Annotated in this window: 13 protein-coding genes and 1 tRNA gene; 6 read left to right on the top strand and 8 right to left on the bottom strand. The window is 60.8% G+C overall.

Annotated elements, in window-relative coordinates:
• Window positions 1-132: 132 nt before the first annotated feature.
• The 4 genes from sbcB to minC all read right to left on the bottom strand — a co-directional run bounded on the left by sbcB (window position 133) and on the right by minC (window position 3,653).
• Window positions 133-1,626, bottom strand: coding sequence for an exodeoxyribonuclease I (gene sbcB, locus C793_RS0111885; RefSeq protein ID WP_017431171.1), 1,494 nt, complete (start codon window positions 1,624-1,626; stop codon window positions 133-135).
• A 111-nt stretch (window positions 1,627-1,737) separates the two neighbouring features.
• On the bottom strand, window positions 1,738-1,989 hold the full coding sequence (gene minE / locus C793_RS0111890) for a cell division topological specificity factor MinE (protein ID WP_017431172.1): 252 nt from the start codon (window positions 1,987-1,989) through the stop codon (window positions 1,738-1,740).
• Window positions 1,986-2,804, bottom strand: coding sequence for a septum site-determining protein MinD (gene minD / locus C793_RS0111895; protein WP_017431173.1), 819 nt, complete (start codon window positions 2,802-2,804; stop codon window positions 1,986-1,988). Before minD ends, minE begins: the two co-directional genes overlap by 4 nt.
• A gap of 96 nt (window positions 2,805-2,900) precedes the next feature.
• Complete coding sequence (gene minC / locus C793_RS0111900; protein ID WP_017431174.1) at window positions 2,901-3,653, bottom strand: septum site-determining protein MinC; 753 nt, start codon at window positions 3,651-3,653, stop codon at window positions 2,901-2,903.
• Between the two features lie 282 nt (window positions 3,654-3,935).
• Between minC and C793_RS0111905 the strand changes: the two genes are divergently transcribed.
• On the top strand, window positions 3,936-6,851 hold the full coding sequence (locus tag C793_RS0111905) for a DUF349 domain-containing protein (protein ID WP_017431175.1): 2,916 nt from the start codon (window positions 3,936-3,938) through the stop codon (window positions 6,849-6,851).
• Between the two features lie 37 nt (window positions 6,852-6,888).
• Window positions 6,889-6,965, top strand: a tRNA-Met gene (locus C793_RS0111910).
• 260 nt (window positions 6,966-7,225) lie between these two features.
• On the opposite strand, the gene C793_RS0111915 is transcribed toward C793_RS0111910, so the two are convergent.
• Complete coding sequence (locus C793_RS0111915) at window positions 7,226-8,593, bottom strand: YjiH family protein (protein ID WP_017431176.1); 1,368 nt, start codon at window positions 8,591-8,593, stop codon at window positions 7,226-7,228.
• Window positions 8,594-8,804: 211 nt separating this feature from the next.
• Window positions 8,805-9,701 carry an AraC family transcriptional regulator gene (locus tag C793_RS0111920; protein WP_017431177.1) on the bottom strand — a complete coding sequence of 299 codons (897 nt, stop codon included), beginning with the start codon at window positions 9,699-9,701 and terminating at the stop codon, window positions 8,805-8,807.
• 289 nt (window positions 9,702-9,990) lie between these two features.
• Here C793_RS0111920 and C793_RS0111925 point away from each other — a divergent pair, with 289 nt between their 5' ends.
• On the top strand, window positions 9,991-11,367 hold the full coding sequence (locus C793_RS0111925) for an NAD-dependent succinate-semialdehyde dehydrogenase (RefSeq protein ID WP_017431178.1): 1,377 nt from the start codon (window positions 9,991-9,993) through the stop codon (window positions 11,365-11,367).
• A gap of 225 nt (window positions 11,368-11,592) precedes the next feature.
• Here the strand turns inward: C793_RS0111925 and C793_RS0111930 are convergent, their stop codons facing one another.
• Window positions 11,593-12,147: a cytochrome b gene (locus C793_RS0111930; RefSeq protein ID WP_017431179.1), complete on the bottom strand. Its 555-nt coding sequence runs from the start codon at window positions 12,145-12,147 to the stop codon at window positions 11,593-11,595.
• A gap of 237 nt (window positions 12,148-12,384) precedes the next feature.
• Window positions 12,385-12,663, bottom strand: a complete 279-nt coding sequence (locus C793_RS0111935) for a hypothetical protein (RefSeq protein WP_017431180.1) — start codon at window positions 12,661-12,663, stop codon at window positions 12,385-12,387.
• Between the two features lie 203 nt (window positions 12,664-12,866).
• Here C793_RS0111935 and C793_RS0111940 point away from each other — a divergent pair, with 203 nt between their 5' ends.
• The 3 genes from C793_RS0111940 (at window position 12,867) to C793_RS14360 (ending at window position 15,628) form a co-directional block, all read left to right on the top strand.
• Window positions 12,867-13,529, top strand: a complete 663-nt coding sequence (locus tag C793_RS0111940) for a response regulator (RefSeq protein WP_017431181.1) — start codon at window positions 12,867-12,869, stop codon at window positions 13,527-13,529.
• Window positions 13,526-14,932 carry an ATP-binding protein gene (locus C793_RS0111945; RefSeq protein ID WP_017431182.1) on the top strand — a complete coding sequence of 469 codons (1,407 nt, stop codon included), beginning with the start codon at window positions 13,526-13,528 and terminating at the stop codon, window positions 14,930-14,932. Before C793_RS0111940 ends, C793_RS0111945 begins: the two co-directional genes overlap by 4 nt.
• A gap of 288 nt (window positions 14,933-15,220) precedes the next feature.
• A complete protein-coding gene (locus C793_RS14360) occupies window positions 15,221-15,628 on the top strand; it encodes a PepSY domain-containing protein (protein WP_017431184.1) in 408 nt (135 codons plus the stop codon).
• Window positions 15,629-15,725 lie beyond the last annotated feature (97 nt).

The raw sequence follows: 15,725 nt of genomic DNA on the forward strand, positions 1-15,725 counted from the left end.
TGGGTGCCAGCTAAATGAACCGTCCAACTTTATGGGGTCAGTTCAAAGGTAGCGGCCTTTTTTATCGCCAAACCGGAATGTAGAAGCGGACTTCAGTCCACGATGACAGTGTTTCGATGCCCTGGCAGGCCTTTATCCCTCAAACGCCTGGGCGGGCAGCATGGCTTCCACGTACATCACCAGCTCTTCGAGTATCTGCCGGGAACGGTCGTCCAGCGTCTGCTGGTTGTAGTGCTCGATCTCCCGGGCGAAGTCCTTGAGGGTAAAGCCGGACAGCGCCGGGTTGTTCAGGCGCTCCCAGCGAAACGCTTCCCACTGCGCCAGCTCGTCGCCTTCGAGGGTTTCCGGGTAGCTGCGCGCGCGATAGCGAAACAGCATCTCTTCCAGGCGGGGGTCCTGAAAGGCAAAGCGCTGGCCAACCAGATCCCAGGCCGGCGTCTGGCGCACGCGCTCCATCTGCTGACGGTCGGCGGGGGAGAAAAAGCCGCCGGAATACAGCATCAGGTCCGGGTCGGCGACCTCTTCGGGGTAGGGCGCGGCAAACACCTCGGCTACCCTGGCCGCCACGTCCGGCGCCTCATGCAGCGCTTTCCAGTGGCGTCGACAGGCGGCCATGTTCATCCCCAGGCGCGCGACAATATCGCCGTACTCGCCCTTGTGCGGGCCGTCCACGTCCTTGAGAAAGCCCGCGGGAAACACCACCGGGCAGCGGTTGATCTGAATAACCTTGAGCGGGATGCGGGTTTCGCCTTCGCTGAGGTCGGCCTGGCTGACAAACACCCGTTCGCGTATCTGCTCCGCCGTCATCGCCAGCATGTCACCGGGGTCCACGCTCAGGTCGTAGACGATCACGCCGTTGGCATTGGTGGGATGTTCGGCCAGCGGCATCACCAGCGCGCTACAGGCACGGCTGGCCGGGTAGCGACGGGACACATGCAGCAGCGGTTTGGCGCCGGGCAGGTCCAGCTGACGCGCCACGGCGCGCTTGCCGCGCAGCGCCAGCAGGTAGTCGAACAGCCCGGCGTTCTGCTCGCGCAGCAGCCGGGCCAGGGCAATGGTGGCTCGCACGTCGGCCATCGCATCGTGAGCGCCGGCGTGGTCGATACCGTTGGCCGCGGTCAGGTCTTCCAGCTTGAAGCTGGGCGCTCCGTCATCGCGCAACGGCCACTCGATGCCGTCGGGGCGCAGCGCATAAAACGCCCGCACCACGTCGATGAGATCCCAGCGCGAATTGCCGTTCTGCCACTCTCGGGCATAGGGGTCGATCAGGTTACGATAAAACAGCTGCCGGGAAATCTCGTCGTCAAACCGCAGGCTGTTGTAACCCGCCACGCAGGTGCCCGGCTCGCTCATGTGGCGCAGCACCTCGGTGGCAAATTCGGCTTCGGGCAGGCCGTGGCGCTGCGCCTTTTGCGGGGTAATGCCGGTAATCAGGCAGGCCACCGGATGCGGCAGGTCGTCATCGGCCGGGCGGGCGTACAGCTCCACCGGCTCGCCGATTTCATTGAGCTCGGCATCGGTGCGTATGGCGGCAAACTGCGCCGGGCGGTCCCGACGCGTATCGGCACCGAAAGTCTCGTAATCGTGCCAGAGAAAGCTGGCCGGCGCGGTATTGGATGTCGCCATGAAAAGTCGCCTCTCCCTGTTCAAACTTCAATCTGTCAAATGAGGGTCAACCTCCAACCCGGGGTCCAGCTCAAACCGAGGGGCAAGCGCAGAGCCGGCCCCCGGGCAGGCTCATTCCCTGGGCAGGGTTACGTTCAATTCCAGCACCGAGCAGCTATCTTCGCTGTCCATGGAAATCTGCACGGCATCGTCGTCAACGTCGACATAGCGCCGAATCACTTCCACCAGCTCGCGCTCCAGTTTGGGCATATATTCCGGCTGGCCCTGCTGGCTGCGCTGGTGCGCCACGATAATCTGCAGACGCTCTTTTGCCACCGGCGCCGATTGTTTACGCTCGCGTTTCAGGAAATCCAGCAGCTTCACCGGTGACCTCCTCCAAACATACGGCTCAACAGGCCCTTTTTCCGGGCTTCGTGAAAGCGCAGCGGCACATCCTCGCCGATCAGCCGCGATATGGCGTCGGCGTAGGCCAGGCCAGCATCGCTTTCGGCATCATGGGTGACCGGCACGCCCTGGTTGGAGGCGCGCAACACCGCTTCGGACTCGGGAATCAGCCCGAGCAGGTCAATTGCCAGAATCTCGCGGATATCGTCCAGCGTCAGCATATCCCCGCTATCCACCCGGTCGGGGTTATAGCGAGTAATCAGCAAGTGCTCCCTGACCGGTTCATCCGCCTGCTCGGCGCGCCGGGTCTTGGCCGACAGCAGCCCCAGGATACGGTCGGAGTCGCGCACCGAAGAAATCTCGGGATTGGTCACCACCACAGCTTCGTCAGCATGGTACATGGCCAATTGCGCGCCGCTTTCAATCCCCGCCGGCGAGTCGCAGATCACGTAGTCAAAATCTTCCTTGAGCTGCGCCAGCACCTCGGCCACGCCTTCCGGCGTCAGCGCTTCCTTGTCGCGGGTCTGCGAAGCGGGCAGGATAAAGAGATTATCCACTCGCTTGTCGCGGATCAGCGCCTGATTCAGTCCGGCCTCGCCCTGGATGACGTTGACCAGGTCATACACCACGCGGCGCTCGCACCCCATCACCAGATCCAGGTTGCGCAGCCCCACATCAAAATCCAGCACCACGGTTTTCTTGCCGCGCAGTGCCAGACCGGTCGACATGGCCGCTGCGCTGGTGGTCTTGCCGACCCCGCCCTTGCCTGACGTTACTACAATGATTTTAGCCAAAGTTTATATCCTTTAACGATGCAATGACCTCGACGGTATGGCCGTTGTTGATAGCGCTGTTATGTCGTTGGGTGCTTCTTTGGTTAAGCGCGGCGCTCAGCCCAGCGGCTTGATCTCAAGCTGCTGGCGATGAAAGTGGACCTCCACCGACGCATGCAGCAGCTGCGGGTCAATATCTTCCAGACGCTTGTAGTTGCCGGCCACGGAGAGCAGCTCGGCTTTCAGCTCGCGGCAGAAAATGCCCGCGTCCGGATTGCCGTGAATCCCCGCCAGCGCGCGCCCGCGCAGTGCGCCATAAACATGGATATTGCCCGCCGCCAACACCTCGGCTCCGGCGTTTACCGCACCGACGACCACCAGATCCCCTTCCGCCGCGCTGACCTGTTGACCGGAGCGCACGGTGCCACGATACAGCCGAGTCGCTCCCTCGGCGGGGGCCGCCTCTTGCTGTGCCGGCGGCTCGGTGTCGTCTTCCGGCGGCTCGGTGGCCTGGTCAACGCTCGCCAGCGAACGCACGCGCTGGGTCTCAAGGGGCGCAAACCAGCCCAGCCCCAGCGCCCAGGCCGACTGACGAACCGGATCGGCGCCGCCGCGCACGGCCACCGGCAGCAGTTTGTGATCCCGGCAGACCGCGCAGATACGCTCCAGCGCCAGATGCGGCTCGTCGAGCTTTTCCACGCTCAACACAACCGGCGTATGCTGGAAAAACGCCGGCGAATGGGTACGCTTGTTCCCCAGCTGCAGGCGAATGCGCTCGGGATCGCCCGTCTCCAGCTCCATGATGGTCATGGGCAGCATACCGCCTTTAAAAGTAAACGCCTCGTCGGCACTATCCCTATGAAGACTCATGGCCGAAACTCCGTAGCTGGGTGGATAAAAGACAGGCAGCCTGCCCGTGGCGCGGTACACATTGCCGGCTGGGGCCTGCACACTGGCTGACTGTTCTACACGACGGCGCGCTGCCATGATACACAGGACCCTGAGACTCAGGATAATAACGCCACCGGACAACGCTCACCATAAACGCCGACCATGCCAGGGGCAAAGCTAAGCGAGAGCGTCGGTGTCTGCAACCGCCGCCCCGGATTCGCTGATTTTTTTCACGTTTTGTCTTATTTCGCAGGATACATCATGCAAGGACTGTTTCGCCGCCTGTTTGCCCCTCGCTGGCAGCACCCGCGCGCCGACATACGCCGCCAGGCACTCGACCAGCTGGACCCCGAGCGGGCCGACCAGCGCCGAGCACTGGAAGCCCTCGGCGACGACCGCCAGGCCGATATCCGGCTCGCCGCGCTGTGCCGCCTTGAGGATCTTGATGCCCTGCTGCGTGCTTTTCTCCAACAGCGCGACACGCTTTCGGACCGGCACGATACCCCGACCGCTACCCGGGACTCTGCTGATACCCACACCTCAACGAATACCGACATCCAGGCCTGGCGCGACACCCTGGCCCGGCGGCTCAGCGGCCGCGACGGCCAGCACGATCTGGCCACACGCCAGGCCCGGGTTGGCGAGCTCGACGACACCCCGCTGCTCATCCGCGTGGCGCTGGAAGGCGACAACCTCGATTTACGCCTCACCGCGCTACAGCGCCTGAGCGCGGAAGGCGACCTCATCCATCAGGCCTGCCACAACCGCATCGCCGCGGTTCGCCGGGTAGCGGCGGAGCGCGTCACCAGCGAAGCGGGGCTCAAGCGGCTGCAGAAGGAATCGCGCCGCGACCGCCATGTCACGCGGCTCGCCCGGGAGCAGCTGAATCGCCTCAAGGCCGACGCCCAATGGGCCAACGAGCAGCAACAGCGCCGCACCGAGCTGCTGGAACGGCTGGAGCAGCACGCCCGCGCCGTCTGGGACCCCGCGTACGACGCCCGGCTGCGCCACATCAAACACCAGTGGGAAGCGCTATCACAGCGCCCCGATGCCGACCAGGAAGCGCGCTACCAGCAAGCGCTCCAGCACTGCGACAAAACCCTTCATGACCACGCCGCCGACGAGCACGCCCGGGAGCAACAGGCCCGGCGCCAGCGCGACGCCGACCAGGAGCGCGAAACGCTGCTGAATGCGCTGGAAACCGCGCTGGACGACCTTGGCCAGAGCCCCGCGCCCAACGCCCAGACATTCGACAGCCTGCGCGCCCAACGCCAGCTGGCCGGGCAACGCTGGCAAGCGCTTTCCGATACCTACCCGCCCAGCGACGCGATAAACGCCCGCTACGCCAGCGCGATTCAGCGCTACGAACGCGACAGCGCCGCCTGGCTACGCTACCTGGACGCCTATCCCGAACTGGAAACCGCGCTGGACAACGACGATACCGCCGCCCTCGATCGCCTCGACCGCGCCTGTCAGTGGCCCGACGACCTGCCGCGCCCGGCGCTGCTGGCACAGGCCCGCTCGCGCCTCGACGCCCGGCAACGTCAGGACGCCAGCGATGCCGCCAATGCGGACGACAGCCGCGCCACGCTCGAACAGGCGCTCGACCGCCTGGAAAAACAGCTCGGCAACGGCGCCTTTACCGAGGCCAACCGGCTGCACCAATGGCTCAAACCGCGGATTGACGCCCTCCCCCGGGGCAACGGCAATGCCCTCGGCTCCCGTCTGAAGCACCTTGGCGCCCGGCTGGCCGAACTCCGCGACTGGCGTGGCTTTGTCGCCGGCCCCAAACGCGAACAACTCTGCGACGGCATCGAAGCTCTGGCCGACAACACCGACCTGGCCGACGCCGCGCTGGACCGCCGCCATCGCCAGCTGATCAAGGAATGGAAAGCCCTGGGCAACGCCGCCGCTACCCGGATACTATCGCACCGCTTTCGCACCGCCTCCGAGCGCATTCACGAGCGGCTCGCCCCCTGGCGCGAACGTCTCGACCAGCAGCGCGACGCCAACCTCGCCGCCCGGCAAGCGCTGTGCGACCAGTTGGAAATGCTACTGGAGCAGCCCGCCGACAACGCCGACCCCGACGCCCTGCGCCAGATCCGCGACCGCTCGCGCCAACAGTGGCGCGATGCCTCCCCGGTGCCGCGCCGCCAGGCAGATGCCACCGGCCGCCGCTTCACGCACCTGCGCCACCGCCTGCAAGCGCTGATTGACCGCCGCGCCCGGGATATCGCCGCGCACAAGCGCAACCTGGTCGAACAGGCCGACGTCCTGGCCGCCAACACCCGGGAGCCGCTTGACGACCGCATAGCTCAGGCCAAGGCGCTCCAGCGGCAATGGCGCGAACTCGGCCGAGCCCCCAAAGGCGACGAACAAACGCTGTGGCACGCCTTCCGCAGCGCCTGCGACCGCCTGTTTGCCGAGCGCGACGCCTATCGCCACGAACGCGCCGAGCACCAGCAGCAACGCCTGATCCAAATGCAGACCCTCATCGACCGTCTCGACGCCTGGCAACCCGACAGCGCCGCCGACGTCGATACCCTGGACGCCTGGCAGCAGGAGGCCGCCGCGCTGGAACCGCTGCCCCGCGGCCGGCGCAGCGACGGTATGCGCAAACGCCTGGACGGCATCGTGCGCCAACGGCGCGAACGCCTCGCCCAGTTGGAAACCGACGCCGTCATCACCCGCTGGCAGCAAAGCATCCCGCTGCTCAACGCCCACCTGGACGCCGATCAGCAAGCGCTGGAAGGCGGCCCGGCCCAGGATGTCGCGGCCCGGCAAACGCCGGACACCCCGCTGACCTCACGCCTCAACGAGGCCCATCAGCGGCGCAACGCCAGCCGCCAGGCCGCGGCCAACCTCGACGCCGACAGCCGCGAACAGCAGCGTCAGCGCCTTGACCGGCTGCGCGTCCACCTTTCGCTGCTGGCCACCGGCCAGGTGCACCAGGACGACGAACCGCTGCGCCTCGCCATCCAGGTCGAACGCCTCAACCACGGCATCCACGCGGCGCCGCACCCCGCCGACGAGCTGAGCGCCCTGCTTGCCGACCTGCTCGCCCTCGGGCCCATGCCCCGCGACCTCTGGGACGCCAGCGTCAACGACCTCGACGGCCTGGTGCACCGGCTCGCCAGCGACCCTGCTCCCGCCACCGATACAGCAGACAATAGTTGACAGCTGAAAAATAACCGGTATAGTACGCTTCTGTTGATGCGGGGTGGAGCAGTCTGGTAGCTCGTCGGGCTCATAACCCGAAGGTCATCGGTTCAAATCCGGTCCCCGCTACCACGATTTTGAGAGGCAGATCAGTAACTTACTGGTCTGCCTTTTTTGTTGCCTATCCCCTCGATTCTCTCTGTGCCCAAATTGTGCCCGTGCTGTGCCCAAAGGTTATTTTTACTCGGGTGGACCCAATCAGTTGCCGGTCGATTTCGATCAGATCCGGTGGCATTACGCCGGCATACATGACCTCAAAAACTTGGCTGAAGGCATCCGGAATCCGGCAGGTGGTGGGTTTTCTCGGAATACAGCCCGGCAGAGCCACTCAGTCAGAATACCGCGTGTGCGACAAGTGCGATAACCGGCAAGGTGACCAGCGTACGCAGCAAAAAGATGACAAAGAGCTCAATCACGTTGACCGGCAGCTTGCTGCCCAGCAGCAAGGCGCCCACTTCCGACATATAGATCAGCTGGGTGACGGAGAGCGAAGCAATCACAAACCGGGTCATCTCGTTGTCGATGGAGCTTGCCAGAATCGCCGGAATAAACATATCGGCAAAGCCGACCACGATGGTTTGCGAGGCAGCGGTGGCTTCGGGAATGTGCAGCCACTCAAGCAGCGGCACAAACGGCACACCCAGCCAGCTGAACAGCGGCGTTGTTTCAGCGATAATCAGCGCCAGGGTGCCAAACGCCATCACCACAGGCAGTACGCCCAATACCATGTCCAGCGCATTACGAATGCCGGTAAGCCCCACTTGTTTCAGGCTTTCGACCTTTCCCGCCCGCGCCAGGGCAAGCGCATAGCCGTGGCTTAATCGCGAGTATCCTGCCGGCGTGACTTCGTTATCAGTCGGGCGAGACTCGCCGTTGATAAAGACGTCCTTTTTCCAGCTGAGCGGCGGCAAGCGCGGCACGACGATGGCGGCAACAATACCCGCCAGACACACGGCAAAATAGAAAGGTAAAAACAGGTGTTCCAACCTGACCTGCGCCAATACCACCAGGCTGAAAGTGATCGACACCGCCGAGAACGTAGTGCCGATAACCGCCGCTTCGCGCTGGGTATAATGGCGTCCTTCATACTGTTTGCTGGTGAGCAGAATGCCTACGCTGCCATCCCCCAGCCAGGAGGCAATGCAGTCGATGGCTGAGCGCCCGGGCAGACCAAACACCGGCCGCATAATACGAGTCAGCAAGGTTCCCACCAGCTCGAGCAGGCCAAAATCGAGCAAAAGCGGCAGCAGCAAGCCGGCAAACACAAACACGGCAAACAATACCGGCAAAAGGTCGTTGAGTACCAGGCCGCCGGTATCATCACCATACAAGATATCGGGCCCTATTCGCGCGTAAACCAGCACGACAAATACCGCGCCCACCAGTCGGCTGATCAGCCACACCGGGCTGGTATTGAACAGAGCGTTTGGAAAGGGACGCTTTACTACCGACTTCGGCTTGAACACCGTGGCGAATAAAGACAACACCGCCGACACGACGATCAATGCCGTGACAATACTTGGCAGCGCGCCTGCCAACACCGCCTGAAGAATTTTTGCCAGCACCGCTATCATGATAGTGAGGTCGCCATCGTAGTTGACCGGCGTCATGAACAGGAAAATACCCAGCAGTGAGGGCAGGAAAAACATCAGTACGTTACGCTTGCCGGGCTTCTGCTGTTCGGCCGGTGTCTCTTTCATGGTTACTCCCTCAAACAGGCTCGGCCCACCAGCCCGGGCAAATATCAAGCATGTTGGTTTATTCAAATCATGCACGATGACGCATAAAAAAGGCACTGGGCATCGAGCCACAATGCCGAATAATATGCTGTAAAATCATTATTTTATATCAAATATTATTTTCCATAAAGGGAAAGCGAGAGTTTGGCCGCAGAAACTGTAGTCCGTCCGCTCATGATACTTGCAGGGCACGCTCTGCCTTGCGGTGCCGCAGAGGCGAGGTGCCGAAACAGCGTTTGTAATCACGGCTGAACTGGGAGGCGCTGCGATAACCGACTGTCTCGGCAATCTGATTGACATTATGTCTATCCTGAACAAGCAGCTGCTGCGCTTTTATCAGACGCAACCGCTTGAGATATTGCAGCGGCGAGGCCTGGGTAATCTGCTTGAAATGCTGATGGAAAGTCGAAGGGCTCATATTGGCCTGACGTGCCAGGCGCTCCACCGACACTTCCTCCGCATAGCTGGCGTGGAGGCATGAGAGTACCTGGACAATTTGCGAATAGTGCCCCTGATGATGCACCAGCGCACGCAGTGCCGCGCCCTGTTGCCCCTTCAACGCCTCAAACACCACGTCACGCACGCGCAGTGAGCCCATGGCTGCACTTTCGCCGGCATCATGCAGCGTCTGTAGTAGCCGCACCACGGCACCCTGCATACGGTCGTTCATCGACACCGACGCCATGGGCTCGGGCGATATTTCATCCGGGGCATCGCTGTCCCCCATGGCCGCTACCAGCTCTCCCAGCAGCGCCGGCTCAAGGCGTATTGACACACCCAGTAACGGCGACTCGACTGACGCCCGGGTTTCGCACTCGAAAGGCAGCGGCAACGTCTGTACCAGATACTGCCCCGGGCCGTAGTGAATCTCGCGATTGCCAAGATAACCGACCTTGTCGCCCTGGGCGACGATATGCAGGCCAGGTTCGTATATCAGCGGTGTTCGTGGAACGGGCCGATGTAGCGCCATCAGCGTCACCGATGGCAACGACGTCGCGGTGTATCCATCACGCTCGACCAATGGGGTGATCAAATCGATCAGCACATCGCTCGGTGCGGTTGTGGCCATTATGGACTCCTTGATGCGGGGCGGGACGATTATGCCAATTTTACCGCGCATCACCCTAAAGGTCGCCTTCATTTCGTAGAAACGTGCAAAAAGCCCGTAGAAACGTGGCTCACATTATCCGACGCCACTGCCTATAATGCTTGTCATTACCGCCTGATCATCAACACGGCATCGCTTGGATACTGAGGCGGCCGGCTTCAGATGGAGTGCCGTATTCGGGAGAACGGGGATGACGTCAGAACCCCGTTCCAGGCGGATTCCATAAACCATTGCCAAAAGGATGAATGACATGGCGAAGACGCATCAGACCATCAACCCAGCCTCCGGCGAGGTGATCGCCACCTACGACCTGATCAGCGACGACCAGGCAGTGCAGGCAGTGCGTGACTCGCACCAGGCTTTCCTCGAATGGCGCACGACCAGCCTTGAAGAGCGTGGCAACATCCTGCGTGAGATTGCCAGGCGACTGCGGGCGAAAAAGGATGAATATGCCGCATTGATGACGCGGGAAATGGGCAAGCCGATTGCCCAGGGCGGTGATGAAATCGAACTCTGTGCCGCGATCTGCGAGTACAGTGCCGATACCGCTCCCGATGAATTGGCGGACGAAGAGCGCGAACTCGACGGCGGCCGTGCGCTGGTCAGCTATCAGCCGATGGGCGTGATTCTGGGTATCCAGCCCTGGAACTTCCCGTTTTATCAGGTCATTCGCTACAGCATTGCCAACATCATGGCGGGCAACACCGTGCTGCTGAAGCACGCCCCCAACGTCTGGGGATCGGCGCTGGAGATTGAGAAAGTCTTCATGGAAGCCGGTCTGCCGGAGAACGTCTTCCGCAATCTGCTCATCGACGCGGACCAGGTCAATCAGCTTATCGAGCACGAACACGTGCGCGGCGTGACTCTGACCGGCAGCCCGCGCGCCGGCAGCGCCGTAGGGGCCAAGGCGGGCGAGTACCTGAAGAAATCCGTACTGGAGCTGGGCAGTAACGACGCCTTCCTGGTGCTGGATGACGCGGATATCGACCTGGCAGTCAATACCTGCAGTCAGGCACGTACCTTCAATAACGGCGAAACCTGCGTGGCCGCCAAGCGCTTTATCGTGGTGGATGCCGTCTATCAGCAGTTCCGCGACAAGTTCGTCGAGAAAATGCGCCAGATCGAATACGGTGATCCCGCCGACAGGAACACCATGCTTGGCCCCATCGCACGCGACGACTTGCGGGATACGCTGCATGACCTGGTCAAGCGCTCCGTTGACGCTGGAGCAACCTGCGTCTTCGGCGGCGAAATCCCCAACGGCCCGGGTTATTTCTACCCCAGTACCGTACTGGAAAATCTGAAGCCCGGCATGCCCGCCTACGACGAGGAACTGTTCGGCCCGGTCGCGTCACTGATTCGTGTAGCTGACGAGGATGAAGCCATTCGTGTCGCCAACGATTCGCGTTACGGCCTCGGCGGCGGCATTTTTTCCAGCGACGAGAAACGTGCCATCCATATCGCCCGCAACCTGTTCGATACCGGCATGGTGAACGTTAACGGCTACCGTCTCGCCCAGCCGCAACTGCCCTTCGGCGGTGTCAAGGACAGTGGCTACGGCCGTGAGCACGGCGGCTTTGGCATGAAGGAATTCGTCAACATCAAGTCGGTGATGATAGTGGAATAAATCATCTGGATGTGTGGCTCCGGAGGGCAATGGTTCAGGGTATAAACCCTTGATCATGGTGATGGCTGAAGCATTTCACCGGCGCCCCGACATTCGGAAAGATATATGGTGGTCCAGTGTGACGGCCACGATTTCCCGGCGCCATACACCTGAAGCCCGCTCATGCACCATAGGCTGAGCGGGCCAGTTTTATATAGGTCATTGATCTTGATGAATTAGACCACTTCAATTCGTACCGAAGCGCCCTGAGGTCATACGCACAAGCGTATCGTCATGCTTGATGAAATGGTGATAAAGCGCAGCTCCCAAATGACCTATCACCAGAGCCACGAATAGCCAGGAAATCGGTGCGTGCGACTCGCCTAACAGGATCGCCCAGGACATTTCGGCATCGCGCTCGGCGAGAAGCTGGAAGCCGAAAAACGCCAGGGAGTGGCCCTCGCCCACCATAATCAAAAGGCCCGTCAATGGCATCAATACCATGCAGGTATATAGCAAGAGATGCCCGCCTTTCGCCAGCAGCTGCATTGGACGATGACCATGGGGTTCGGGGCGCTGCTCCCGCTGCCCGAGCATCCAGAGGAGACGAAGCGATACCAGGACGAGGAGCAATAAACCAATATCGACGTGCCAGGGAACAATGGTGTTGCCGATCCAGTGTTCACCGTCATTGATATAGCCGCCAAGCGCCATGAATTGGGCAATAATGAGAAGCGCCATCGTCCAGTGAAACAAAAGGCTAACGGCGCCGTAACGCCGAGGGGTATCGTGAAACGTCATTTATTCCTCCTGTTGCAGATACCATTTTTCATAGCAGAATGAAATTAAAGACCGCTACATGATGGACTTTAATAATAGCTATACTCACTGCCTCAGAGTGCACAACTGTTGGCATAGCCAGCATCGAAACACATCAATCTGACGCGAACCTTAACGCGAAAAACCCAGGGCCGATCGCCGTTTCCGGGTGATAGGGCGCCGGTGAGAAAGTCGCATCGGCTGTTTGTCATAACCGGCTCAGGCGAGCAAGTGCAGCACGGCGATGGTAGCCAGTGTTGCCATTGCCAGAATTTGCAATTCATCTGCCAGCTGCGAGGTGTCGGGCGACCTGGCAAGCTGCAGAGAGCAAAGGCTGGTCAGCATGGCCATTATCAGCAATTCGCCCTGGATGGTGCCCGGGGTGAACAGGGAGCCGTACAGCAGTGCCAGTATCGCGATAGGCAACATGACAATGCTGTCGCCTTGGTCCCATCGCCGACCGACCGGCAAGTCAGGGGAACAGCTGAGCATGGGCATGTATCGTCTCCTTGGTCGAAAGGCGGTAGCCTTCAGACTAACCGGCGTTACTTAACAAAAGCTTAGGACCTGTCTCGGTCTCGCGATTGCTCTGTACGTGTCGCGCGGCATGCATCGCAAGAGCATGACCATGCAAAACGTATGCTTAAGCAAACCTTAAGCCCGCCAGCCGACAATCGAGCCGGGACTCGCGAGGATAGACAATGCGCATACTGCTGATAGAGGACGATTCTCTACTGGGAGACGGTGTCAAGTGTGCCCTGGAGCGCCAGAGCTATGTGGTTGACTGGCTTTCTCGAGGACGCGAGGGCCTTACCGCTCTGGAAAACGAAGACTTCTCGGCGGTAATACTGGATCTGGGACTGCCGGATATCGACGGTCTGGAGGTGTTGGCGAGCTTGCGCCGCAAAAGCAATATGCCCTTGCTGATTCTGACCGCTCGAGATGCCGTAGAGTCGCGTATTCGCGGACTCGATGCCGGCGCAGACGATTACGTGCTCAAGCCTTTTGATCTGCAGGAACTGCTGGCTCGCTTGCGGGTCGTGACGCGGCGCGCCTCCGGTCGCAGCTCTTGCGAACTCAAGCTTGGCGATCTGTTAATCGATGAGGCCAGCCACAAAGTGTACTGGCGTGACCGGGAAGTTAACCTAAAGCGGCGCGAATACGCCTTGCTGCTCGAACTGGTACGCCATGCCGATAAAGTCCTCTCGCGTACGCGCCTGGAAAGCCTGCTCTACGGCTGGGGCGAGGGAGTGGAATCCAACGCTCTGGAGGTTCACGTGCATCACTTGCGCAAGAAACTCGACAAGCAACTGATTACCACCGTACGGGGTATCGGCTACCGGCTGGACAGCCAGGCGACATGATTTCGATACGCCGCTATCTGATTCGCACGTTGGCTATCACGCTTATAACGATTAGCGCGCTGTCCGTTATCGCGGCATACCTGATTTCCGAGCACGAGCTTGAAGAAATTCTCGACGCTCAGCTTAGCCTCGAAGCGCGTGTTGTGACGTCTTTTCTGCCATCTTCCCCGGATACCCAGGTGTATCGCGCACTGTCCCGGCAGCTGAGCCAGCCGGATCATCCGGCTCAGCTAAATGACGATCAGTTGACCGGTACAACAACGCAGACACCAGCAGGCGACCTTTTTCATCATGAAGAAAAGAAGATGGGCCTGGGCTTCTGGAACGCGCAGGGCCGTCCGCTCATGATCGGGCCACGCTGGCACGCAACGTCCGCCTTCCCCGCCCCGCAGGAAGAAGGTTTTCGCTGGGTCGACTATGAAGGCCAGCGCTGGCGAGTCTTCAGCCTATTTGATAGCAACAGCCAGACTTGGCTACGTATCGGCCTCCAGCAGCGCTTTCATCAGTCCATCGTCAACCGCATCACGATCAACCACCTCTGGCCGATGCTTTTGCTCATGCCGCTGGCGCTGTGGTTGATGATGCGCGCGATTCGACGTGGGCTTATCCCCATTGAGCAATTATCACGACAGGTAAACGGCCGGGATCAAATAGATCTGAGTCCCATCCAGCTGTCGGTACCGCGCGAGCTTGGCGGCCTGCATCGCGCCCTCAACGATTTTATCACCAGGCTCGGCGAAGCCTTGCAAAAGGAGCGCCGCTTTACCGCCGACGCCGCTCACGAACTGCGCACGCCCCTGGCCGGACTGAAGATCCAGCTGGATAACGCCGTCGAGGGCGAAGCGGCATCGCTGGACAAGGCCAGGATCGGTATCGAGCGATTACAGCGCGTGGTCGAGCAGCTATTGATATTGGCGCGTTTGGATCAGCGTCAGCAGCACAACGTCGAGCAGGTTGACCCGGGGCTACTAGTGGAAGACCTCGCAGCGGAACTCTGGCCGTTGGCCGAGTCGCGCGGGCAGACATTGGAAATCGCCGGGACGACTCGCGCCAGGGAAGCGCAGTGCTATGTAACGGCCAATGCCACCGAGATTGGCATTCTGATACGCAATCTGTTGGACAACGCGCTGCGCTACACGCCGGATCAAGGCCGCGTCACGGTCTCTCTCGACAAAGCGCCTCAGGGACTCCAGCTGATCATACGCGATACCGGACCGGGGATACCCGAGGCTTTGCTTGGCGCAGTGACCCAGCGTTTTCGGCGCGCCTCTTCGCAGGACATTGGCGGCAGCGGCCTGGGGCTATCGATCGCCGTCGCGTTGGCGGAGCGGCAACATGCCGAGTTGCGGTTGAGAAACCACGAGTCGGGAGGTCTTGAAGTGCGAATAACGTGGTACGACTGAATGCCTCCGATTCCCCCTGAGTATCCCGATAACCGTCAACTTCCATGTGCAACACGGCTCTTCCTCGATGGGAAGCCAAACCGTCATACGTGCCATGACGGCCTATGGGCGTTGTAGACCCTCCTGGTGTCACCGAACACGCTGCTTTCAGCGGTTTCGCGGATTGTATGGACCCGGCGCTTGAGCAGCTGAAAGAAATCTTCATGAACCGGGAGTGATTCAGGCTGCTGTCAGGAGATCGACCTACTCTGCAAGCGTTGATCCAACTGAACGCACTCGGAGAAAACCATGAAAACGCCCCTGGTTATCACCACCGCGCTGGCCGCCACCCTGACGGCCGCCATAACCCTTGCCGATGACGACTGCCACGACCCGGCAGCCGACTGGCAGCCTCGCGACGTCCTGCGCCAGCAGGTCGACGCCAGGGGCTGGGAGGTTCACGGCATCAAAATCGACGATGGCTGCTATGAGGTCAAAGGCTTCGATCAGGACGGCAACAGGATCGAAGGAGAATTTGCCCCGGCATCGCTACGCCTGCGCAAGCTGGAAACCGAATATGACTATAACGACGAGGAAAACGACAGTTTCGATAACGATGATGACGACAGCAGGGAAGATACCCGTCGACGCACGGAGTCCCGTCCCACTTCCAATAGCGGCATCGTCAGCGACAAACGATCCGTGAGCATCGACTGATTCATTGTGCCGCAGCCCTGGGCCGACGACGGACCAAACGGATTTTCTTCCCGCCTTCAGGCGGCCGTCAGCCAGCGGTGCCAGATTGTCCCTATCC

It is taken from the genome of Vreelandella jeotgali Hwa (genome assembly GCF_000334215.1).
Taxonomy (GTDB): domain Bacteria; phylum Pseudomonadota; class Gammaproteobacteria; order Pseudomonadales; family Halomonadaceae; genus Vreelandella; species Vreelandella jeotgali.